Genomic DNA, 21,235 nt, shown 5'->3' with positions numbered 1-21,235 from the left:
CGCAATGGCACAGGAATTTTCGGCATCTTCTCATTGAATCGTTCCCTGTTTTTCCTCCATCACATCATTGATTAATATGACGCCATGCGAAAGGGTAGTTCCGCCGCCGAATGCTCCGGCTACTGCTACTGTTTCAGCAATTTCTTTTTGGGAAACTCCGTCGTTGAGAGCTGCTTCCAAATGATAGACAATGCAGTGCTCATTTCCGGAGTAAAGGGAGATAGCCAGTGCCTGCAAGTGCTTATGCTTGGATGACAATTCACCGGACGAAAAGCATTGGCTGGTGAATTCATTATATGCTCGCAAGGCCTCTGGCATCAGCTGTCCAAAAGCTTGCAGTCCTTCTCGATACTGTTCGGCCAAATAGTGCTCCATGGTTCCATTTCCTCCTATTTTGAAATCGCTGATAGTATTTCTTAGCTGGGAAATTTTCATACTGCTTATCCTTATATAAGTAGAATCACATTTAGAATTAATTGATTTGTCATGTATTTTTCTTCTGGTTGAATGCAATCATCTTTGATCATCAAGTATTTTCCTTGTAAATATAATTGTAGATATTATAAAAACATATTAAAATATATGAAGTAGTCTACCAATATAGTGTAAGACGAGAGAGGTGAATAATCTTACTAACTAGTAGGAATGCTTGATAAGAAGTGAAGGGATATCTAAGGGGCAGTTTTTCAATCAATAAAACGAGAATGACTAGAAGCTATCCGAAATACCGCCAACAGCAGAGAGGAAGAGGAAGCTTACGTGGGAAACAAGGAACTGAAGAGAGGTCTGGAAGCCCGTCATATTCAGATGATTGCTTTGGGCGGTACGATTGGTGTTGGGCTATTTATGGGGTCTGCCAGCACGATCAAATGGACGGGACCATCCGTCATGCTAGCTTATGCAATTGTAGGAATTTTTATTTTTTTCATCATGCGTGCAATGGGTGAAATGTTGTATTTGGAACCGAGTACTGGTTCATTCGCGACCTTTGGGCATAAGTATATCCATCCGTTAGCAGGTTATATGACGGCTTGGAGTAACTGGTTCCAGTGGGTCGTTGTCGGGATGGCGGAGATCATTGCCGTCGGGACGTATATGAAGTACTGGTTCCCAGATTTGCCGGCTTGGATACCTGGTATTATTGCCATGGTGATACTCGGTATAGCGAACCTGGTTTCTGTGAAGTCATTTGGTGAATTTGAGTTTTGGTTCGCTATGATCAAAATTGTAACGATCGTTTTGATGATTATTGCAGGGTTTGGATTGATTTTCTTTGGCATTGGAAATGATGGAATCGCAATCGGATTATCGAATCTGTGGGAAAATGGCGGATTCTTTACAGGTGGTTGGACAGGCTTTTTCTTTGCCCTTTCCTTGGTGATCGGGGCGTATCAAGGTGTCGAGCTCATCGGGATTACAGCAGGGGAAGCAAAAGACCCGAAAAAGACATTAAGAAGCGCGATCCAAAATATCATTTGGCGCATTTTGATTTTCTATATTGGTGCGATCTTTGTTATTGTAACCGTTTACCCTTGGGATCAATTGCAGGCAATCGGCAGTCCGTTCGTTGCTACTTTTGCGAAAATCGGCATTACCGCAGCGGCAGGTCTCATTAACTTTGTCGTGATCACTGCTGCCATGTCTGGCTGTAATAGCGGGATTTATAGTGCAGGGCGTATGCTGTATACCTTAGGGGTAAATGGCCAAGCCCCGAAAGTATTTACAAAGCTGTCTTCGAATGGTGTACCGTTGTTAGGTACGATTGGTGTTCTGATCGGTCTGGGCATTGGCGTTATCTTAAGCTATATCGCCCCAGAAAATCTCTTTGTTTATGTGTACAGTGCGAGTGTTCTGCCGGGTATGGTTCCGTGGTTTGTCATTTTGATCAGTCAAATCAGATTCCGAAAAGCAAAGGGTGCTGAAATGGACAACCATCCATTCAAAATGCCTTTTGCCCCAGTGACCAACTATTTGACCATTGCTTTTCTCATCATGGTACTTATCGGTATGTGGATCAATGATGAGACACGCGTCTCCCTGATTGCCGGAATTGTCTTCTTGGCGATTGTGGTTATTAGCTTCTTTACACTCGGAATTAACAAGGCCGTACCACTGGATGAGCAATCAAACAAGAAATAACATAAGGGACCAACATTTGTTGGTCCTTTTTTTGTTCATCAAATCGCCTTTGTACGGCATACCTACTTCGTTTATCATTAGGATGACTGGACTGGCTAACCACTTGTGGCCGCCAATGTCCGGGCTCGTCAATGGGTAGACTAAAGCGGGATACTCATTCATGATCTGAGAAAAAAGGAGCATAAGAATGAAACAACGCAACTATACACCGATTATCGTTATTCTCACCATAGCGATTAACACGCTTGTCGCCATCTTGTACTTCATGCCGAAAAACAATGATTTCAGCCATCTCGACCTGACCTTTCTGCCGTTTTTTAATGCGGTCATGAACAGCTTTACCTTTATTTTTTTGATTGCCGCGCTTGTTTCCATCGTGAAGTTCAAAAACGTGAAGATGCATCGAGGATATATTTTTGCAGCCTTTTCCACAACAGCTCTCTTCTTGGTTTCGTATGTGATCTACCACGGAATGGCACCTAGCACTTCCTACGGGGGAGAGGGAATTCTGCGTCCGATTTATTACTTCATCTTGATTACACATATTCTGTTGTCGGCGATTATCGTTCCATTTGCGCTGATAACGACTGCACGTGGACTCAACATGAAAGTGGAAAAACATAAAAAAATCGCCCGCTGGACGATGCCGATGTGGCTGTATGTCAGTGCGACGGGTGTCATTGTTTACCTCATGATTTCTCCGTACTATTAATCAAAAAAAGAGCATTAGCTGCTATAGCTAACGCTCTTTTTTTATGGACGAAGCCTTTATATTTTCGATTCACGTTTCTTAAACCAACGTTCGATTACCAATCCCAGCGGCTTTGTTTGATTCCGAGATTTACGGCGAGCACGGAAGCAATCGGTTGCTTGATGGGGGCAAGGGAATTTGCCGTGCAGCTGGATTCTGGCTGATAATTCAATTCCTTCGCTTTTTGAATATCAGCTTCGGCTAGATTGTTCGTTTTGTTGGCTTGCTCATAACAGGGCGGTGAAATATACGTCTTCTTCGTGTGCTCCAATATGATTCGTGTATCGGGTGAGGGGCCTGCCTCAACAGGAATGGAAAGCACGCCTGCTACTACGACTACAGCACCAATGCCAATAAGAAGTCCTCGCTTCATCCTATTCACTCCATCTGTTTAGTAAAGGATTGTCCAAATGAGCCGATTTATTGTAACACCTTATTTCCAAGCCAGTAATGGCTCAATGGAGCTATTTACATAAAAAACCACCGCCTCCAATCAGGGACGGTGGTTGGTATATCTAAGAGATCTCTGTGCCGTTTTCATCAACACCCAGAGCTTGTCGTGCCATGATCTTGAACTCTTCCAGCCCTGATTTCAGCGCAAAGGTCGCAAGAGTGACAGGATACGCAGCCGTCATTTCGACGATATGCTCATGCATGCGCGGCCATACACGTCCTCCTGCTTTCTCATACCGTTGGATGAAATCCGCCAAGCCAGTATCTCCGAACAACAGGTAGACAACCGTGAAATCAACAGCAGGATCAGCTACCTCGGCCTCCGTCCAATCCAGGAGCCCTGTTACCTTGCCGTTTTCAGCAACCAAGATATGCCCCGGATGGAGGTCACCATGTACAAGAGCAGAATGGGCAGGCCAGAATGTGTCATCCGCAAGCCATTTTTGCCATCGATCCCATAGCGCCCCAGAAACGCCAAAGACGCGTTTGACTTCATTCATCTTTTCTCGAAGGCTTGCTCGTGCTTCGCTAGGCTGCTTGACGCGGATACCAGCATCTCGAGCGAGATCATGATGAATACCGTGTAATGCGACCAATGCTTCCGCCCATGTTTGGATACACAATTCAGGTAGTGATTCAGGATTCAAATACCACTCATAACTTTTTGTTTCCATATTAATCGTCGCCAATGGTGTGCCACCCAGGATCGGATAAGCGATGAATTCAGAGGTGTGAACCTGCCAATCCGGCACTTCCACACGTAGATGATTTGCAACGAGATCTAACACCTTTTTCTCATAACGGGCTGTCTCCACGACATCGTCCCGGCGCGGTTGGCGCAATACCCATGGAACACCATCTATCGTACTTGCAAAAATAGCAAGGAAGTCTAAGCCGGATTCATTCACCTTCACGGTAGTTGGGTCTACAAGGATTCCGTTGTTTTTCGCGATTGCAAGCATTTGCTCTACATTGTTTTTTGACATAACAAAAACACCTCATTCATGAATAGTTAAAATCAATCCAAACAAAAATAAACCCATACCATTCCGTTTTTAAAAATGGCTGAGCCTAATGGGGTCTTGTCGATTTTAACGAAGTCTCATGAATGCGATGCCCATTGCAATGTCCATCATCGTAACCTCCTATAATTGAAAACAAAGATAGTGTACCATGGATTCTATCAAATAGCGATGAGGAGATTAGCGATGACGAAATTGATTTCTTGGAATGTAAATGGACTTCGCGCATGTGTAAACAAAGGTTTCTATGAATACTTCAAAGAAGTGAACGCTGATATATTTTGCTTGCAGGAAACGAAGCTGCAAGAAGGTCAAATCGAGATGGAGATCGGCGAGGAGTATCATCAATATTGGAACTACGCAGAGAAGAAGGGTTACTCCGGAACGGCTGTTTTTACAAAAATGGAGCCACTATCTGTGCGCTATGGCTTGGAAGAAGACCATGAGCCTGAGGGACGAGTCATTACGCTGGAGTTCCATGATTTCTATCTGGTGACGGTATATACCCCGAATGCGAAGCGTGATTTGTCGAGATTGGATTATCGGCTGGTATGGGAGGATCGGTTTCGGAACTACTTATTGCAGCTAGATGCGAAGAAGCCCGTTGTGGTTTGTGGGGACCTGAATGTCGCCCATCAAGAGATTGATTTGAAAAATGCGAAGTCCAATCGCGGTAATTCTGGATTTACTCCTGAAGAGCGTGAGAAGATGACGAACTTGCTGGCAGCCGGGTTTGTGGATACCTATCGATATTTCTATCCGGATCAGACAGATGCATATACGTGGTGGTCTTTCATGCCGAAAGTGAGAGAGCGGAATATCGGATGGCGTATTGATTATTTTCTCGCGTCTGAGAGATTGGCTCCGTCGTTGCTCGGGGCGGGAATTGACTCACAGGTGATGGGGAGCGATCATTGTCCGGTCGTGTTGGAGCTGGGGACCATTGAGTGAGTATGCAATGCCTGTAATCAGCAATTGTGAGGGTGAGTGACCTGAAATAGCAAAACTGCCTATAATCAAACAATTAAGACGAAATTGGATATAAGCGAACGTTGATGTCAAGGGGCGGGGTTTCGTACAATGAAAACGTAATACTTCTAATGAAGAGGGGATAGGATATTGCTAACCATGAATTTGTTACTAATTGCTTTTCTGATTTTTGCTACCGCTTTTTTTGTGGCAACTGAATTTGCAATTGTAAAGCTTCGCCCGAGCCGTGTAGACCAATTGGTCATGGAAGGGAGAAAGAATGCTTTTGCTGTTCAGAAAGTAGTTAGTAACCTGGATGGATATTTGTCAGCGTGTCAGTTGGGCATTACGTTGACAGCCATTGGCTTGGGGGTATTGGGGAAACCGACGATTGAAAGCATCATTAGCCCGTTTCTTACGCCGTTTTTACCCGAACAAGTCGTGGCAGTTCTGTCGTTTGTGATTGCTTACTCGCTCGTTACGTTTCTCCATGTGGTTGTCGGGGAACTGGCACCGAAAACAGTGGCGATCCAAAAGGCAGAAGCGGTTAGCTTACTTTGTGCGAAACCCATTATTTGGTTCTATAAATTGATGTACCCTGCGATCTGGGTGCTGAATGGCTCGGCTGCTCTGCTTGTGCGTTCATTTGGTATGAAACCGACCAAGGAGCACGAAGAAAGTCACTCAGAAGAAGAGCTGCGAATCATTTTGACGGAAAGCTATGAGAGCGGCAAAATTAATCAGTCTGAGTATGGATACGTTAGCAATATCTTTGCTTTTGACGAGATGCTTGCCCGCGAGATTATGGTCCCCCGGACAGATATGAGCTGCTTGCACAAGGAATATACCCTTGAGCAAAACCTGCGAATCATGAAAGAAGAGCAGTATACCCGTTTCCCGGTTATATCGCAGAATAAAGATCATATTATCGGGATGATTAACACGAAAGAGTTCTTTCTGAATTATGCCGATGATCCGAATTTGGATATTTCCAAGCTCATCCGACCGTTTTTGATGGTTTCAGAGGCGACTCCTGTAAAAGACCTTTTGAAAAAAATGCAGAAACAAAGAACGCATATCGCGATCCTGGTGGACGAATATGGCGGAACCTCCGGAATGGTTACGATCGAAGATATCTTGGAGGAAATTGTAGGGGAGATTCGTGATGAGTTCGACGCGGAGGAAAAAGCCGAGATCGAAATTGTGGAAGAGAATAGCCATGTGATTGTGGACGGAAAGGTACTTCTCTCCGAGGTTAACGACTTGCTCAACGCCAATATTAATGAAGAAGAACTCGATACCATCGGGGGCTGGCTATACAGTCAAAATCCGACGCTCAAAGAAGGTATCCAATGGCAATACGATGATCTCGTCTTTACGATCCGAAAGAAAGACAAGCATCGCATACGGAAAATGGAGATTCAAAAAGCAGCAGAGGCTCCAGCTCGTGAGCTGCAGGATGTAACGTAATCATATGACAGAAGGTAAAGAAACGGGGCCGATTGATGCGGTCCCGTTTCTTTTGTGACATTATATATAAACAATGTTGTACGTAGGCTTCGTTACGCCGTTCGCGTACTGTTTCATGTCTACTAACTCGAGTTTGAGACGTGGCTTCGCACTTCCAAATAGCGGGACACCTTCACCGACCATCACCGGATTCACTTTCAGCACTAATTGATCAATCAGTTGATGTGCCAGTAACGCTCCTGCCAACTCACCCCCTCCACATAGCCACAGCTTGCCGTTTTCTTGCTGTTTGAGATTTTTGATAAATTCAACGGCGTCGCCTTTGATCAGCTCGACTTCCGCGTTGGATTCAAACTGCATGCAGTTTGAGAATATATAATGCTTGATTCCCTTATAACCTGGTTCGCCCGGCTTGGCACCGAATTTAAACCCAAACTCGTAGGTTTTGGCGCCCATCAGCACTGCATCATATTCCTGAATTTCAGATAAAAAGTCCGGTACATGTTCTCCCTCAAATAAAAAGAGAGTGCTGTCGATATTTCCGTCCATCATGGCTTGATCGGCAATGAAATTATCTAGCGAAACGGCAACGTGATACGTTAAGGTAGCCATTCAGAGATCCCTCCTTTTTCGTAGTTCCATTTTATGTGAAACAAGCTGGGATTTGAACACACGAGAATTGACATAGTCGTAGATTATCGTTTATTTTAATAGTTAAGTTAACTTAATTGTTAGGGGTGGTTAAATGAATGAAGATCTCGTCGCTTTTGTCCGGGAGCTAAACGAAATCGAGTATGCTTGTCAGGTGATGCTGACGCAAGAATACGCGGATGTGCTGGATGAGACGATTACGAATAGCCAGATCATCATGATTAACTTGCTGCATGAACGCGGTCGACTGCTCACTGGGGAATTGGCAAAGCAAATGGACATCACGGCAAGTGCAGTCAGCCAAATGTTGAACAAGATGGAAAAGCGCCAGTTAGTCAAACGTTCGATTAACCCCGGGAATCGCCGGGAAATTTTTGTGGAGCTGGATACTGCCGGAGTGAACTATATCGAAACAAGCCGCAAGATTGAATTGTCGATCATAGAGCGCTTCTATTCCAAGCTTCCTTACGAAGATTTGGTAGCGCTAAAGGAAATAATGTTGAAGTTCCGGAGAATTATTGAGGAAGAGCAGACGCGAAAGACGGTTGAATAATTACGAAACAAGGGTGAGCGGCTGGGGCCCAGGAGACGGGCGAATGTCCTGGCTAACCTGCGCCTTATATTTAAGTTTAATTAAATATTAATTTGTATAAAACATTTGTCTGAAGGAGGCAGCATCCATATGCGGATTTTTGAAGTTGTGTTTGTCATTTTGGCTATAGGTTTATTGTGGTACTTAATTTGGTCTCGGAAAGCCCCAGGGCGGCTAGTTCTATGGGGAATGCCTATTTTGCTGGTCGTTACAGGGCTGTTTCACCTAATTTTTGAAAAGGCGCGTTGGCAAATGGGTCCAGCCTATTTGGTTGCACTAATGATCCTATGCATGTACGGAGTCAGGACTTACCGGAACACGATAAGGGATAGGGAATGGAAGAAATCTATTTTACTCAGTGTGCCGGCTTTTCTGCTCAGCGCACTCGCCATTTGTCTGCCATTTATGTTACCTGTCTTTTCCTTTGAGAGACCAACTGGCGCTTATCGAGTAGGAACAGTTACCTACACATGGTCGGACAACTCTCGCATAGGGAGTGACGGGACTTCCAGAAAGATCAATGTGCAGATCTGGTATCCAGCTGATTCGTCATCTTCTGCTACTCCGGGTAAATACATTTCCAATCTGCCGGCGTTTGCCAAAGCTATCGAGGAACAGTACGGATTTTCTGGGAAAGTATTGAGCTACCTCGAACAGGTGGAGACGCATACTTACGCGGGAACTTCCTTCGCCTCAGACCTAAAAGAAGCACCAATCATTTTCTTATCGCACGGGAATATGCTAGGTAGCCGCTTCACGAATACGTTTCAAGCGATTGAATTAGCCAGCCACGGTTATATTGTAGCGGCGGTCGAGCATCCAGGGACGGCGATGATCTCTGTTTATCCAGATGGCAGCTATGCTCCTTTCATAGACACGAGCTCTCATCTCCCTATGGAATACGACGTACAGAATCATGCTTCTATTCCGGTTATCAAGGAGCAGACGCAGGATATCGAATTTGCCCTTCAGCAGCTTATGGACATGAGTGAAAGGGTAACGGAGAGTCCGTTTGCCCATCGAGCTGACTTTTCTAATGTTGGCATTATCGGTCACTCCTTTGGGGGTGCAACTGCGGTGGATGTTCTATACAAGAATCCTGTATTTAAAGCAGGTATTAATATGGATGGCTACTTGTATGGTGAGGATCGTGACAAACCGTTAACGAAACCGCTGATGATTATGAACGGAGGCTTCAAATTACCAGAACTGGAGGATTCGCCGGAGATGAAACTAGCCGAAGAAGGGCGGCGAGAGCGAGTATTAGCTCAATCAGGTGTGGAGTTGGATATCTGGCAGGCGGGGCATCTCAGCTTTACAGATTTTCCTCTGTATTCACCACTGATGGAAGCACTTAGTCCTGAAGTGCGGCGCAATCACACCATTATTAACGAAGTATCGCTAGCCTTCATGGATCGGAATCTTAAGGGTGATCCAAATGCTTCCTATTTAGATGTTGTGGGGCGCTATCCAGATGTTACGATAAGGATGAAGTAATGAAGGGGCACCATTAATAGGTGTCCCTCTACTTCGAAATTTTCAGTTTGTCGCCAACAGTTCTTTTAAGCTGTTATCAATAAACGCGGTATCGACAGGGTTAAGTCCAAACCCAGCCAAGTGTCCCCAGATTGATTCAATTGGCTTAAAGGTAGCGTTAGGGATGTGCTTCGTCTCATATTCACTGTCTTCTGGCGTGAAATACAAATCAGTCCGTACAGGCATCACAACCGTTCGTGCCCGGATGCTTCGTAGCGCCGCCTCAAAGTCTCCCTTGTACTTATCATTTTGGCTAATGTCGGCATGCTGCCACGTCCACATCATCGCCAGCAAATCGTTTGCATCCGAAGGAACAAAGCTTTCCTCCCAAAATTCCGAGATAAATTCGGAAAGAGTCTCATAGCCCAAAGCTTTATAGCATTCCTCGCGGTAAAATGGCTGTGAAAACCCCCAACTCGCATAAACGCGCCCCAAGGTACGTAAGCCAACCTCGGGAGATGCCGTATACTGCCCGTTATTCCAAGCTGCATCGGCCAGTAATGCTGCTCGGATGCCTTCGATCAAGACGATGTTATGCGGCCATGTTTTTGCGGTTCCGGCAAAAGGAGCCAATCTTTCGACCATATCTGGGTAGATCGCCGCCCAATGAAAAGCCTGGATGGCCCCCATCGACCAGCCGGTTGCCAGCGCAATTTTTTTGATGCCAAACCTCTCTGTAATGAGTCGATGCTGAAGAGCGACATTATCGTAGATCGTAACGTGTGGAAAATGGGCTCGATCATACGGGTTGGCTGTGTTGCTCGGGGAGGACGATAGCCCGTTGCCGAGCATATTGGGAATGATGATAAAATATTGATTCGTGTTCAAAGCCTTATCTTCCCCGATGAGCCATTCGTTTTGGTAATGCTGGTCTCCAAACGATGTAGGAAATATAATGACGTTATCCTTGGCGGCGTTGAGTGTACCATAGGTTTTGTAAGCAATAAATGCATGAGGTAGTGTCACTCCTGACTGCAAGCGGACATCTCCCAAGTGAAAAATGTCGTAATCCATCTCGCATTGCTCCTTTGTAAGCATGATTTTTTTCAACTATAAACGTTCCCGTACAGGGGAAAGTCAAGGGAATGATAGATTGGGGTCTTTCCATGTTTAAGATCAGTGAATTTTCCCGATTGAGCAGAGTGTCCTTAAAGACGCTTCGTTTTTATGATCAAATTGGCATTTTGAAGCCAGCGGATATCGACAAAGAAACTGGCTATCGGTTTTATGCAGCAGAGCAATTGGTTACGCTGAATCGAATCCTCATGTACAAGGACTTGGGATTTACGTTGCAACAAATTCAGCAATTGCTGCATGAAGAGATGTCTCCGGAGCAACTACAAGGCATATTCAGGCAAAAAGAAAGAGCAATGGAACAGCTGCTTGAGGAGGAGCAAGCACGATTGAATCGAATCAAGGAGCGTCTGCTGTCGATCGAGCAAAAGGGGTATGTAGCACAAGAGGTTGTATTTAAACGAGTCGAAGCCCAAAAAGTTGTCTCGTTTCGTTCAGAAGGTACGGTAGAAGAGATTCCGATGCTTTTCGAGCGGCTGTCTCAACACGCAGGCAAGCAGCAGAGATGGATGCTTTCTCCCATCGTTTTGTGGAAGGAGTCGGAGCGAGACGAGACGGCATTCGAATTGGAGATCGGCTATGTACTCAAGCAGGACATTCCCTTGCCATCCGATATGCTGGAAATACGTATGCTGCCAGAGGAGCCGATGATGGCCACCCTGGTCCAACGTGTAGAGCCATTCGTTCCTTCTACGGCCTGTATTGACTTGGCAAAATGGATAGAGCGCAATCAATACCGGATCAAAAAAGATCAGCCAGGCAGAGAAAACTATCTGCAATCCCCACTTGGGGGCGATACGTATGTAGAAGTGCAAATTCCCATAGAATTTCCATGAAAAAGGCCAGTACCCGCATAGACGACGAGGTACTGGCTTTTTGCTTGTGTTCATTTGACGCTGGTGGAAGGCGGGTAGTACAGTAATAATGATCGAGGATACAGAAAATTCCAAATGCGAAAGAAGGGAATCCTGCTATGAATAGAAAAGCACGTCGGTTCGTTGATCTGAGTGTGCCTCTTGATCATCTGGCAAAAGAACCGTTTCCACCTGAGATTCAATACAGTAGTCATGAAGAAGGGGCTGTCCAAGCCGCGCAGTACTTCGGATTGCAACCAACGGATTTTCCCGAACAGAAGGCATGGGCGAGTGAAACGGTGACACTCACAACACATACGGGGACACATGTCGATGCGCCTTGGCATTACTGGCCTACTTCTGAGGGAGAGCCGGCGAAAACGATTGATCAGTTGCCGTTGGAGTGGTTCTACGGAGATGGTGTTCTGCTTGATTTTAGTGAAAAGCCGTCTGGCTATGAGATCACGGTGAATGATGTAAAACAGAAGCTCGCACAAATCGAATACGAACTGAAACCGTTCGATATTGTCCTGATCAGGACGGGCGCGGATAAAAGATACTATGAGGAGCACTATTTTCAATCACATGCCGGAGTATCCGCCGAAGCGACACATTGGTTGATCGATCAAGGAATCAAAGTCATGGGAACCGATGGGTGGGGATGGGATATCCCGTTTTCCGTTCAAGCCGCTGATTATAAACAAAACCCGCGCGATGGTGTTTTATGGGCAGCTCACTATGTGGGAAAAGAGAAAGAGTATTGCCAGATTGAAAAGCTGGCGAATTTGGAACAATTGCCGAGACCCTACAGGTTTACCGTCTCTGTGTTTCCTGTAAAAGTGAAAGGAGCGAGCGCGGGATGGGCGCGTCCTGTCGCGATTTTTGAGGAAGAGGAGTAAGTCGTATGGGCATGAACCAGAGCGCGAAGGTTCTTTTCCTCCTATTCTTCTTGGGCTTTTGTTTTATCATGATCGCGAATGTTTCTCTGATCGGGTATCCTGCATTGCCATTCGAATCCAAGTCCAAAAAAGAAGTGACGGAGCTGTTGGGTGAAAACAAGGGAAAAATCGTCAAATTGACAACGGAGGGAAACGTCGATTGGTATGGATATGGGCCGCAAGCGAATCAAGCTACAGCGGCGGAAGCGATGAGACGAGCGGTGACAGAAACAGGCTGGACCTTCATCCAACAAGAAGGGGCCGGATACTTCTTTGAACGGGGAAAAGAGAAGATGGTCATTACGACACAAATGTGGACGGGCAACTATGTACTCTATCGAATCCCCGCAGGTATTCTAAAACCTTAAAGGGGAGGGGCTTTCCACAACAAATATTTTTCTCGTAAACAAACAGCACAAGGTCGATACCCCGCAGCAATAGCGGTAGCTTCATCCGCAAAAAATACGCGATGGCGCACATAACCGCCTCGCGTAATGGCTCTGATGGCAGAGGGGCAATCCAGTCGTCCGTATATTTTGCGTGGACGATAGCCCCCCAATGTACCCGGAGAATCACTCTGATAAAAAGAGCGATCAGCTCCGAGCAGGGTGTATGTTTTGGCAGAGTCAGCATCTTGAGGTGCTGGCTTTTTCGGTGTAGGCATATGGCTCCCCCTCTATTGGTAATGTGTCGTTTTCGCTCCAAAAGGAGGAAGCCACAGTCAGTCAGCCTACATGAAGTGTTCTTACCTTACGAGAATTTCGGAATCGCGAAGTAGGCAGTCAAGCGGTGGTTAATCTGCTCTTCGGTGAGCTCCGGGAACAATCTCGCTTCCTTCACCATATCGTACAGACGCTCCATTGGCTCGCGGCCATCCGCTTTCTTTGCCTTCGCGTCGTTTTTGAGCAACTCCCAAATCCCAACCACATACTCGCGTCTGGTGACATCTTGTTTGCGGAAAAAGAAATCGAGGCGCTCCACATGGTCCATGAATTCGTCGCCGAAGCGCTTGTCCACTTCCCCGCGCAGGAGGGCGATTTCTGCTTCGTACATCGGACGCTCGTTGCCTTTTTCCTTGCTGATCCAAGGTGTCTCCAGTACAAGCGGCAGGTGGCGGATTTTCTCGTGGTTCACGATGTAATTCATCGCATCAAAGCCGATGAGTCCCGCACCGATTGGCGCATGGCGGTCTTTGCCTGCCCCGCGGAAGTTTTTGCTGTCATTCAAGTGAACGACGGCGAGACGGTCCAAGCCGATTGTCCGGTCAAACTGGTCCAGGACGCCATCGAAGTCGTTGACGATATCATAGCCAGCATCGTGAATGTGGCAAGTATCCATGCAGACGGTCAGCCTGCTGTTGTCTTCTACTTTCTCGATGATGGCCGCGATTTCCTCAAAGCTGCGACCGATTTCCGTCCCTTTGCCCGCCATCGTCTCCAACGCGATTTTTACATCGGTGTCTTTTACGCCTGCCAGAACTTCATTCAAGCCTTCCGCGATCCGGGCGATGCCATACTCTGCATCCTTATCCGTGTAGGCGCCAGGGTGGAGCACGATATTTTTGACGCCAATGTAGTCGGTCCGGCGAATCTCTTCTTGCAGAAAACGGACAGCGAGTTCATAGGTATCGTCCTTGTAAGAGCCCAAGTTGATAATGTACGGGGCATGTACGACAATCTCATCCACGCCCTGCTTGGCCATGACTTCTTTGCCTTCCGTAATGTATTGGTCCTCGATCGGTTTGCGGCGGGTGTTCTGCGGTGCACCCGTGTAGATCATAAAGGTACTCGAGCCGTAGGTGGCTGCTTCTTGGGCGGCATTCAGCAGTCCTTTACCGGAGAATGATACGTGCGAACCTATTTTTAGCATAGGATAGAACCTCCTTTGATTAATAAAGAAAACGCCATAAATAAAAAGTAGCGTACGACTCCCAATTCGTCCAAGCCTTGGACAGCTCTCGTATTTCTGCTTTTGTCGGCTTTTTTTCTTTGCCTAGTAAAAATTTGATCGCATTGTGCAGGCCGACATCATCAATGGGAAAAGCAGAGGGCATTCGCAGACAGCGCATGAGCACATAGTTGGCTGTCCACGGTCCAATCCCACGGATACGGGTCAAACGTTTCTCCGCGGTTTGATAATCTCCTCCGTCCCATAATAGCTCTTTCGATAGTTTCCCTTCAACGATGAGTTGTGCGACGTCAATCAAATACTCGCATTTCTTGGTCGTCATGCGCAATCCATCCAGATCAGCGACGGATAATCCGGCGATTGTTTCTGCTGTGGGAAAAAGCCAATACGTCTGTCCTTCGAAATCTACTCGTCTTCCGAATGTCTCTACCAACCGCCGCTTGAGGGTGTACGCATAGGTCAGGTTAATTTGTTGACCAATGATTCCCCAACTGAGCGCTTCAAACAGGTCGGGAATGCCCATAGTCCGCAGCCCGTAAAATTTTTCAACGGCTTGCTGTAGAAGAGCATCCCCTGCGGCAAGCTCATAAAACGGAACCAGGTCTCGATCGAGATCGAACCAATCTCGCACATAGCGGGCAACCTCCATCCGGACTTTTTCAGTGGGAAGCGAAGGGCTGAGAAAACGCACAGTCAATCCTTGATCGTTTTCTGCGTGAATTTCGACCACTTGTGAATCTTGTTCAATCGGGATGGCTTTGTAGAGGCGCCCGTTTTGAATGTGAAACATGCATTCGTTGGATGCTCTGGACAAGTAGTGAAGATTTTGCGAAAAACAGAATTCCGTAGGTACGGACAAGATTAATTCTTTTCTATTATCGACCCAAGCCGAGTGGGATAGACCGCTTGTCATGTGAAAACCTCCTGTCTTCCTCCTAGTTTTATAACAAGAAAAGCTATCCTGTCATTTCGTTATCTTGCTATTTTAATCTTCTAGCAGTACGGATCATGTAGCGTGGGGGTATACTGTCGGTAAGAGCAAGCGATTCGATAACGGCTATGGCAAAGGAGAGGACATGTGTTGGAGGAACGGGTAACCGATGAGCGATGGCAGGCCATTATTCATAACGATTCGTCTTACGATGATCAATTTTTTTATGCGGTAAAAACGACGAAGATTTTTTGTAGACCGTCGTGCAAGTCGAAGCCGCCGAAGAGGGAGAACGTGCGGGTTTTCCAAAATGCAAACCAAGCCCTACGGGAAGAATTTCGCCCATGTAAACGCTGCAAGCCTACGGGAGAGAGGTTGCCTGATCGTGAGTGGGTGGCACAAATTACACAGTACATTGATTCTCATTATAACGAAAAGCTGACGTTGGAGCATTTAGCTGATATGTGCCATGGCAGTCCGTTTCATTTGCAGCGAACGTTTAAGCGACTCATGGATATGACGCCTGTGGAGTACATCCAGAAAAAGCGGATAGAAAGGGCACGAGAGCTGCTGGCTCATTCGAACAACCAGATCGCGGATGTTGCGCAATTGGTAGGGATGCCGAATACGCCGTATTTTATCACGTTGTTTAAAAAAATGACGGGCAAGACGCCGAGTGAATATCGCCAACTGTACGTCAAAAAACAAACGACATAAGCTGCTTGTGAAATATGATATCTTAAAAAGTAAGGAGCATTGAAGATGAGAAACAAAAGGAGCCCTGCCAAAATGAACGATACGAAAACCTTGCGAGAAGTATTTAAAAAGACCACTTATCAAATCGCCGGGCACAGCAAGAGAGACCTCCATCAATTGCAGCAGGTCCTATCCAGAGTGGACGGGAATATGGAGGGTGATATGTACGGAACAGGCGAACTCATCGAGAATTTCCAACGCAAGATGGCCGAATATTTGGGCAAAGAGTCTGCCGTATTCTTTCCCAGCGGTACGATGGCCCAACAAATCGCGTTACGCATCTGGTGCGATGAGAAGGGAATCAAAAAGGTCGCCTATCATCCGCTCTGCCACTTGGAGATTCACGAGGAGGATGGGCTCAAGGAGTTGCATCAGATCGAGGCTGTCTTGCTGGCGGATAAAGACAGAGTGATTGAACTGGCCGATGTTCTCGGCATGGACGACGATATCGCGTGCCTGTTGCTGGAATTGCCACAGCGGGAGATTGGCGGACAGCTACCCACGTATGAGGATTTGGAGGCGATCTCCCGTTATTGTCGGGAAAAAGGAATTCGGCTGCATCTGGATGGCGCCCGGCTTATGGAAATCCTGCCGTTTTACGAGAAGACAGCCGATGAGGTATGCGCGTTGTTCGATAGCGTGTACGTTTCCTTTTACAAAGGGATAGGCGGAATTGCCGGAGCGATCCTGGCTGGGGATGAAGATTTCACGAAGCAATCGAAGGTATGGAAAAGACGCCATGGCGGGGACCTGATTAGTTTGTACCCGTATATTGTCACGGCAGAATACCATTTTGAGCAGAGAAAGCATAAATTCGGTCAATATTACGAGCACGCAAAGGAACTGGCAGCATGGTACAACCAATGCCAGGGGATATCCACGAGACCAGCCGTGCCTGTATCCAACATGTTTCATGTGCATGCAGAATTGCCGAAAGAAGAGCTTGAGCGTATCATGGTCTCTCTTAGTGAAGAGACAGGAATTGGTTTCACGCATTATGTAAGAGAGGACGACGAATCGACTAGCTCCTATGAGGTAAGTATTGGCGATCGGTATGCGATGATCCCGAAGGAAGAGCTGGCATTGGCATTCGAAAAGCTGAATCAGAAATTAGGGGAGCAGAAATAAAAAGCCGAGAACGAATCAACTTCGGGGCGGTGGCAGTCTGGTGCTTACAGATTCATACCGGGCTGTCGCGAATTTTTCCGTAAGAAGAGAAAGGAACCAAGATGTTCATTATCAGACCGTACGAAAAAAGCGACTACCCTTCGATCATGGCTTACGATTTACCGCAAGAACAAGCGATCTACACATCTATGCCAGTCGATGTGATTGAAGCATCTCAAAACGATCGTGGATCTATGCCCTATGTGGTTTTCGACCAAGGCCATCTAATCGGCTGCTTTGCCTTATTCACACCACACACAGGCAATCCCTACACACCAAATGGCGAGGCTATTATTTTCAAATCATTTTCGATTGATTCCCGCTATCAAAAGAAGGGCTACGCCTTGCGAGTATTCCATGAGTTGGCTGACATCGCACGAGTGCATTACCCGGAGCGAGATGAAATCGTGTTGACGGTGCATCATACGAATACGCCAGCGATCCAACTGTATAAAAAGGCTGGTCTAGTCGATCAAGGATGGAGATTTGCGGGTGAGTTTGGCGAGGAGCTGATTTTTCATCTCGCTTTGTCATCAAGGTAGAAGCACGGGAAACGAGGAACTGAAGAGGCGACAGTAGAGTGTCTGCTTTTTGGGCGTGATCAGTCCATCATGACCGCAATGGTAGCGACTACCGTAGCAAAATCGCTCTATGAAGAATCGTTTCCTCCAGGAGTCCACCACATGGAACAACTGTTTTCATTAGGAAAAATGAGAGTTTGGCTGGAGCGGAAAGCATCACTGACCGTATTTGTCAGGGAAGCCGGTCTATGATAGAGCTATCGAAGAACCAAAGAGGGGGCTTTATCATGACACACTATGCCAAAAACATGTACGACTTTCACGCGTGGGCGAATCAAACGTTAATCAATCGCTTAAAGGAGCTTCCGGAAGGTGTTTACGAGCAGGAGGTCCAAAGCGTTTTCCCGACAGTAGCAAAAGTGATGGAGCATATTTATATGGTGGACCAAGGCTGGATTCGCATATTGCAAGGGATGGACATGCAAGCGGCATTGAATGAGGCATGGCAGAAGGAAAAGGAATTAACGGGAAAAAGCTTGGAGGAAGTTGAGCAGTTGTATGCCGAACTGGTCGAGCAATTCAGAGCTTTTCTCAGCCAAGATGAAGATTTGGAGCGACGCATTGTCCTTGATAATCCGTACACGAGAGTGCGAGATACGAGCTTGGCAGAAATCATCATGCAAGTGGTCAATCACGGAACGTATCATCGTGGAAATATAACGGCGATGCTGCGCCAAATGGGGTATCCTTCTGTCATGACCGATTATGCACTTTACTGGTACGCCAACTGAAAAGAGTCTTGGGCTGGAAGAGATTTCATTCTTCTGGCTTTAGGCTGTTGACAAGGGACAATTCACGTCCTATAATTATCTTAAATTCAAGATATTTAATTTTCGTAACATCGTCATCCTACTTCCCCAAGCAGGAACATTTTTAAACCCATTATCTTTAATTTGAGATATCAAAAAATGAATGAGATAGAAAAAATCGAGGAGGAAGTCCCATGAGTGAATTCACCACCCTTGTAAAAAACAGAAGATCTGCAAACAAGTTTCTAACGGACGTAACGATAACACCTGCTGAGATCGATGAAATCATGTCGCTGGTCAAATTCGCGCCATCAGCATTCAATTTGCAGCATGCCCATTATGTAGTTGTCATCGATCCAGAAGCCAAAGAGCGTGTATATGAAGCGGCATATAGACAGTATAAGGTAAAGACCGCTTCGGCAGTTGTGCTTGTATTTGGTGACAAGGAAGCGTACCAAAGTGTAGAGCGCATTAATGAAGGCCTTCTTCATTTAGGAGTCATGGATCAACGCGAGTACGACCACAACAATTCTTCTGTCAGAGCAATGCACGAGGCTGGAGGAGAGCAGTTCAAGCGTGATGAAGCGATCCGCAATGCCAATTTGTCCGCAATGTTGTTCATGCTCGCTGCAAAGGATAAAGGCTGGGATACGTGCCCGATGATCGGATTCGACCCGGCAGCGGTGCAAGAAATAGCGAAGGTTCCGGACAGCTTTGTGCCAGCTTTGATGATCACGATTGGAAAAGAAGATACATCCAGCCAGCGTGTCAGAGGGTACCGCAAGCCCGTTGGAGAGTTCGTAAGCTACAACACATTCCAAGCAAGTAAATAATAAATTTGAGGAGGCAATTCAAAATGACACAGCAAACAGCAGGAATTCACCATATCACAGCTTTTGTAACAAGCGCCCAAAATAACGTTGATTTTTATGCAGGGTTTCTCGGATTGCGCATGGTGAAAAAAACGATCAACTTCGATGCACCAGATGTATATCACTTGTATTTCGGGAATGAGGTCGGCAGTCCAGGTACTGCAATCACCTTTTTCCCGTGGGAAACTGGTCGCCGCGGACGCGTTGGCGGTGGGCAGGTTGGCTATACAACCTTCTTGATTCCGGTGGGGGCGTTTTCCTTCTGGGAGGATCGACTGAAAAAATTCGGAATCGAGTACCGCCGCGTGGAGCGTTTTAATGAAACGTATCTGCAATTTACAGACAGAGACGGCTTACAGCTGGAGATCGTGGAACGTGAAGGCGGTCCAGCGAGCAAATGGTCCTTTGGCGGAGTGCCAGCTGATAAGGCGATCAAAGGCTTCGGCGGAGCGATCTTGTACAGCATGGCTCCAGCCCACACTATGGATGTTCTCGAGAGACTGATGGGACTGACCAGAGTCGGCGAAGAAAACGGCCTTGTCCGTTTCAAGGCTCACGGCGATTTGGGCAATGTCATCGACGTGAATGCCGAGCCGATACCAAGAGGAGTAGGTGGCGCAGGTACAATCCACCATATCGCATGGCGTGCCGTAGATGATCAGGATCACCAACTGTGGCAGCAGCGTGCGGCTCAATCCGGACTCCATCCGACGGATATTATCGACCGTCAATACTTCAACGCCATCTACTTCCGCGAGCCAGGCGAGATTTTGTTTGAGATTGCAACAGATCCTCCAGGATTTGAACGAGATGAGCCATTTGAGGCACTGGGTGAAAAACTGATGCTCCCCGAGTGGTATGAACCACGTCGTGCCCAGATTGAGCAAGGTTTGCCGCCGATTACAGTCAGAGTGTTGGAGGAAGATAAATTATGAATTTGAAGCATATTTTTCGAAAAGGAACCGATTCAAAAGCACCAACGCTGTTGTTGCTTCATGGAACAGGCGGAGATGAAAGCGACCTCTTGCCACTGGCCAATCGCATTTATCCAGGCGCTTCTGTTCTGAGTGTCCGTGGGAATGTTCTCGAAAACGGCATGCCGCGATTTTTCCGACGCTTAGCAGAGGGTGTATTCGACGAAGAGGATTTGGTCTACCGCACGCAGGAGCTGCATGAGTTTTTGGATCAGGCGGCGGTTACGTATCAGATCGAGAGAGACAATATCGTGGCAGTCGGTTATTCGAACGGGGCGAATATCGCAGGTAGTCTCCTGTTCCATTACCCGACTCCGCTAAAAGGGGCGATTCTTTTCCACCCAATGGTTCCACGCCGTGGGATCGCTCTGCCTGATATGTCAGCCATTCCAGTGTTCATCGGAGCGGGTACGAATGATCCGATCTGTACTGCACAAGAGACGGAGGAGCTGAACCAATTACTCACAGAAGCAGGTGCTGACGTGACTGTGCATTGGGATTCATATGGTCATCAGCTAACGGTGAAGGAAGTAGAGGCTTCGGCCGCGTGGTTTACAGAGAAGTTTCGCAAGTAATCGAATGAGTAACAAGAGTGGCGGACCTAAGTGTCTGCCGTTTTTTGTGTGTGCAAACATTGTTTTTCCGGGAAAAGAGCAGGTTTTCCTCAGATTTAATCAAATGTGTAAGGGTCTTCAAGAGCCAGCCGTATTCGTTCATCTCTTGTTCATATTGCTTCTTTACGATTGATCCGCGCAGATAGGCGCAAGCCAGTGACGATTTGCAGGAGGATAAACAAGTGAGTATCATTCAAAATAATGAAGCAGGAGAACCAGAGGGCGAGTAACAAG

24 protein-coding genes are annotated in these 21,235 nt (G+C 46.7%); 16 read left to right on the top strand and 8 right to left on the bottom strand.

What is annotated here, in order from left to right:
- Positions 1 to 30 precede the first annotated feature (30 nt).
- Complete coding sequence (locus tag KB186_RS24190) at positions 31 to 375, bottom strand: carboxymuconolactone decarboxylase family protein (RefSeq protein WP_012684054.1); 345 nt, start codon at positions 373 to 375, stop codon at positions 31 to 33.
- 384 nt (positions 376 to 759) lie between these two features.
- On the opposite strand from KB186_RS24190, the gene KB186_RS24185 reads away from it, so the two are divergent.
- Positions 760 to 2,139, top strand: a complete 1,380-nt coding sequence (locus KB186_RS24185) for an amino acid permease (RefSeq protein ID WP_221867427.1) — start codon at positions 760 to 762, stop codon at positions 2,137 to 2,139.
- Positions 2,140 to 2,326: 187 nt separating this feature from the next.
- Entirely contained in the window at positions 2,327 to 2,851 is a 525-nt protein-coding gene (locus KB186_RS24180; RefSeq protein WP_232774528.1) for a DUF420 domain-containing protein, read from the top strand.
- 94 nt (positions 2,852 to 2,945) lie between these two features.
- On the opposite strand, the gene KB186_RS24175 is transcribed toward KB186_RS24180, so the two are convergent.
- Together KB186_RS24175 and mphJ are read right to left on the bottom strand one after the other, a co-directional pair.
- A complete protein-coding gene (locus KB186_RS24175) occupies positions 2,946 to 3,263 on the bottom strand; it encodes a hypothetical protein (RefSeq protein WP_173612432.1) in 318 nt (105 codons plus the stop codon).
- Between the two features lie 142 nt (positions 3,264 to 3,405).
- Positions 3,406 to 4,329, bottom strand: a complete 924-nt coding sequence (mphJ, locus tag KB186_RS24170) for a macrolide 2'-phosphotransferase MphJ (protein ID WP_232774527.1) — start codon at positions 4,327 to 4,329, stop codon at positions 3,406 to 3,408.
- 222 nt (positions 4,330 to 4,551) lie between these two features.
- Here mphJ and KB186_RS24165 point away from each other — a divergent pair, with 222 nt between their 5' ends.
- Both KB186_RS24165 and KB186_RS24160 read left to right on the top strand, forming a co-directional pair.
- Positions 4,552 to 5,316, top strand: coding sequence for an exodeoxyribonuclease III (locus tag KB186_RS24165; RefSeq protein ID WP_173612430.1), 765 nt, complete (start codon positions 4,552 to 4,554; stop codon positions 5,314 to 5,316).
- A gap of 168 nt (positions 5,317 to 5,484) precedes the next feature.
- Positions 5,485 to 6,804 carry a hemolysin family protein gene (locus tag KB186_RS24160; RefSeq protein ID WP_173612429.1) on the top strand — a complete coding sequence of 440 codons (1,320 nt, stop codon included), beginning with the start codon at positions 5,485 to 5,487 and terminating at the stop codon, positions 6,802 to 6,804.
- A gap of 60 nt (positions 6,805 to 6,864) precedes the next feature.
- On the opposite strand, the gene KB186_RS24155 is transcribed toward KB186_RS24160, so the two are convergent.
- Positions 6,865 to 7,416, bottom strand: a complete 552-nt coding sequence (locus tag KB186_RS24155) for a dihydrofolate reductase family protein (RefSeq protein WP_173612428.1) — start codon at positions 7,414 to 7,416, stop codon at positions 6,865 to 6,867.
- 133 nt (positions 7,417 to 7,549) lie between these two features.
- On the opposite strand from KB186_RS24155, the gene KB186_RS24150 reads away from it, so the two are divergent.
- Positions 7,550 to 8,008 (top strand): MarR family winged helix-turn-helix transcriptional regulator, encoded by a 459-nt coding sequence (locus KB186_RS24150; protein WP_173612427.1) that lies wholly within the window; start codon positions 7,550 to 7,552, stop codon positions 8,006 to 8,008.
- A 129-nt stretch (positions 8,009 to 8,137) separates the two neighbouring features.
- Positions 8,138 to 9,544 carry an alpha/beta hydrolase family protein gene (locus tag KB186_RS24145; protein ID WP_232774526.1) on the top strand — a complete coding sequence of 469 codons (1,407 nt, stop codon included), beginning with the start codon at positions 8,138 to 8,140 and terminating at the stop codon, positions 9,542 to 9,544.
- 42 nt (positions 9,545 to 9,586) lie between these two features.
- Here the strand turns inward: KB186_RS24145 and KB186_RS24140 are convergent, their stop codons facing one another.
- Positions 9,587 to 10,597 carry an alpha/beta fold hydrolase gene (locus tag KB186_RS24140; RefSeq protein ID WP_173612425.1) on the bottom strand — a complete coding sequence of 337 codons (1,011 nt, stop codon included), beginning with the start codon at positions 10,595 to 10,597 and terminating at the stop codon, positions 9,587 to 9,589.
- A 92-nt stretch (positions 10,598 to 10,689) separates the two neighbouring features.
- On the opposite strand from KB186_RS24140, the gene KB186_RS24135 reads away from it, so the two are divergent.
- From KB186_RS24135 to KB186_RS24125, 3 genes are all read left to right on the top strand, one after another.
- A complete protein-coding gene (locus KB186_RS24135) occupies positions 10,690 to 11,493 on the top strand; it encodes a MerR family transcriptional regulator (protein WP_173612424.1) in 804 nt (267 codons plus the stop codon).
- Between the two features lie 137 nt (positions 11,494 to 11,630).
- Positions 11,631 to 12,410: a cyclase family protein gene (locus tag KB186_RS24130; protein ID WP_232774524.1), complete on the top strand. Its 780-nt coding sequence runs from the start codon at positions 11,631 to 11,633 to the stop codon at positions 12,408 to 12,410.
- A gap of 5 nt (positions 12,411 to 12,415) precedes the next feature.
- The gene (locus tag KB186_RS24125) at positions 12,416 to 12,817 is read left to right on the top strand and encodes a hypothetical protein (RefSeq protein WP_173612422.1); all 402 of its coding nucleotides are present in this window, start codon (positions 12,416 to 12,418) and stop codon (positions 12,815 to 12,817) included.
- On the opposite strand, the gene KB186_RS24120 is transcribed toward KB186_RS24125, so the two are convergent.
- The 3 genes from KB186_RS24120 to KB186_RS24110 all read right to left on the bottom strand — a co-directional run bounded on the left by KB186_RS24120 (position 12,814) and on the right by KB186_RS24110 (position 15,270).
- On the bottom strand, positions 12,814 to 13,113 hold the full coding sequence (locus KB186_RS24120) for an Ada metal-binding domain-containing protein (RefSeq protein WP_173612421.1): 300 nt from the start codon (positions 13,111 to 13,113) through the stop codon (positions 12,814 to 12,816). The genes KB186_RS24125 and KB186_RS24120 overlap by 4 nt on opposite strands.
- An 86-nt stretch (positions 13,114 to 13,199) precedes the next feature.
- On the bottom strand, positions 13,200 to 14,318 hold the full coding sequence (locus KB186_RS24115) for a deoxyribonuclease IV (protein ID WP_173612420.1): 1,119 nt from the start codon (positions 14,316 to 14,318) through the stop codon (positions 13,200 to 13,202).
- A 19-nt stretch (positions 14,319 to 14,337) separates the two neighbouring features.
- Positions 14,338 to 15,270: a DNA-3-methyladenine glycosylase 2 gene (locus tag KB186_RS24110; RefSeq protein ID WP_232774523.1), complete on the bottom strand. Its 933-nt coding sequence runs from the start codon at positions 15,268 to 15,270 to the stop codon at positions 14,338 to 14,340.
- 165 nt (positions 15,271 to 15,435) lie between these two features.
- Between KB186_RS24110 and KB186_RS24105 the strand changes: the two genes are divergently transcribed.
- The 7 genes from KB186_RS24105 to KB186_RS24075 all read left to right on the top strand — a co-directional run bounded on the left by KB186_RS24105 (position 15,436) and on the right by KB186_RS24075 (position 20,962).
- The gene (locus tag KB186_RS24105; protein WP_173612418.1) at positions 15,436 to 16,005 is read left to right on the top strand and encodes a bifunctional transcriptional activator/DNA repair enzyme AdaA; all 570 of its coding nucleotides are present in this window, start codon (positions 15,436 to 15,438) and stop codon (positions 16,003 to 16,005) included.
- 72 nt (positions 16,006 to 16,077) lie between these two features.
- Entirely contained in the window at positions 16,078 to 17,172 is a 1,095-nt protein-coding gene (locus tag KB186_RS24100) for a threonine aldolase family protein (protein WP_221867417.1), read from the top strand.
- A gap of 101 nt (positions 17,173 to 17,273) precedes the next feature.
- The gene (locus tag KB186_RS24095) at positions 17,274 to 17,753 is read left to right on the top strand and encodes a GNAT family N-acetyltransferase (protein ID WP_173612416.1); all 480 of its coding nucleotides are present in this window, start codon (positions 17,274 to 17,276) and stop codon (positions 17,751 to 17,753) included.
- 266 nt (positions 17,754 to 18,019) lie between these two features.
- A complete protein-coding gene (locus KB186_RS24090; RefSeq protein ID WP_232774521.1) occupies positions 18,020 to 18,523 on the top strand; it encodes a DinB family protein in 504 nt (167 codons plus the stop codon).
- A 212-nt stretch (positions 18,524 to 18,735) separates the two neighbouring features.
- Positions 18,736 to 19,374 carry a nitroreductase family protein gene (locus tag KB186_RS24085; RefSeq protein ID WP_087349231.1) on the top strand — a complete coding sequence of 213 codons (639 nt, stop codon included), beginning with the start codon at positions 18,736 to 18,738 and terminating at the stop codon, positions 19,372 to 19,374.
- Positions 19,375 to 19,397: 23 nt separating this feature from the next.
- Positions 19,398 to 20,348 (top strand): ring-cleaving dioxygenase, encoded by a 951-nt coding sequence (locus KB186_RS24080; protein ID WP_232774519.1) that lies wholly within the window; start codon positions 19,398 to 19,400, stop codon positions 20,346 to 20,348.
- Positions 20,345 to 20,962, top strand: coding sequence for an alpha/beta hydrolase (locus tag KB186_RS24075; RefSeq protein WP_232774517.1), 618 nt, complete (start codon positions 20,345 to 20,347; stop codon positions 20,960 to 20,962). Before KB186_RS24080 ends, KB186_RS24075 begins: the two co-directional genes overlap by 4 nt.
- The last annotated feature ends 273 nt before the right edge of the window (positions 20,963 to 21,235 follow it).

Source organism: Brevibacillus sp. AF8 (genome assembly GCF_021270385.1).
Classification (GTDB): Bacteria; Bacillota; Bacilli; order Brevibacillales; family Brevibacillaceae; genus Brevibacillus.
The sequence above is the reverse complement of the archived record's forward strand: the minus strand, read 5'-3'. Positions and strand labels throughout refer to the sequence as shown.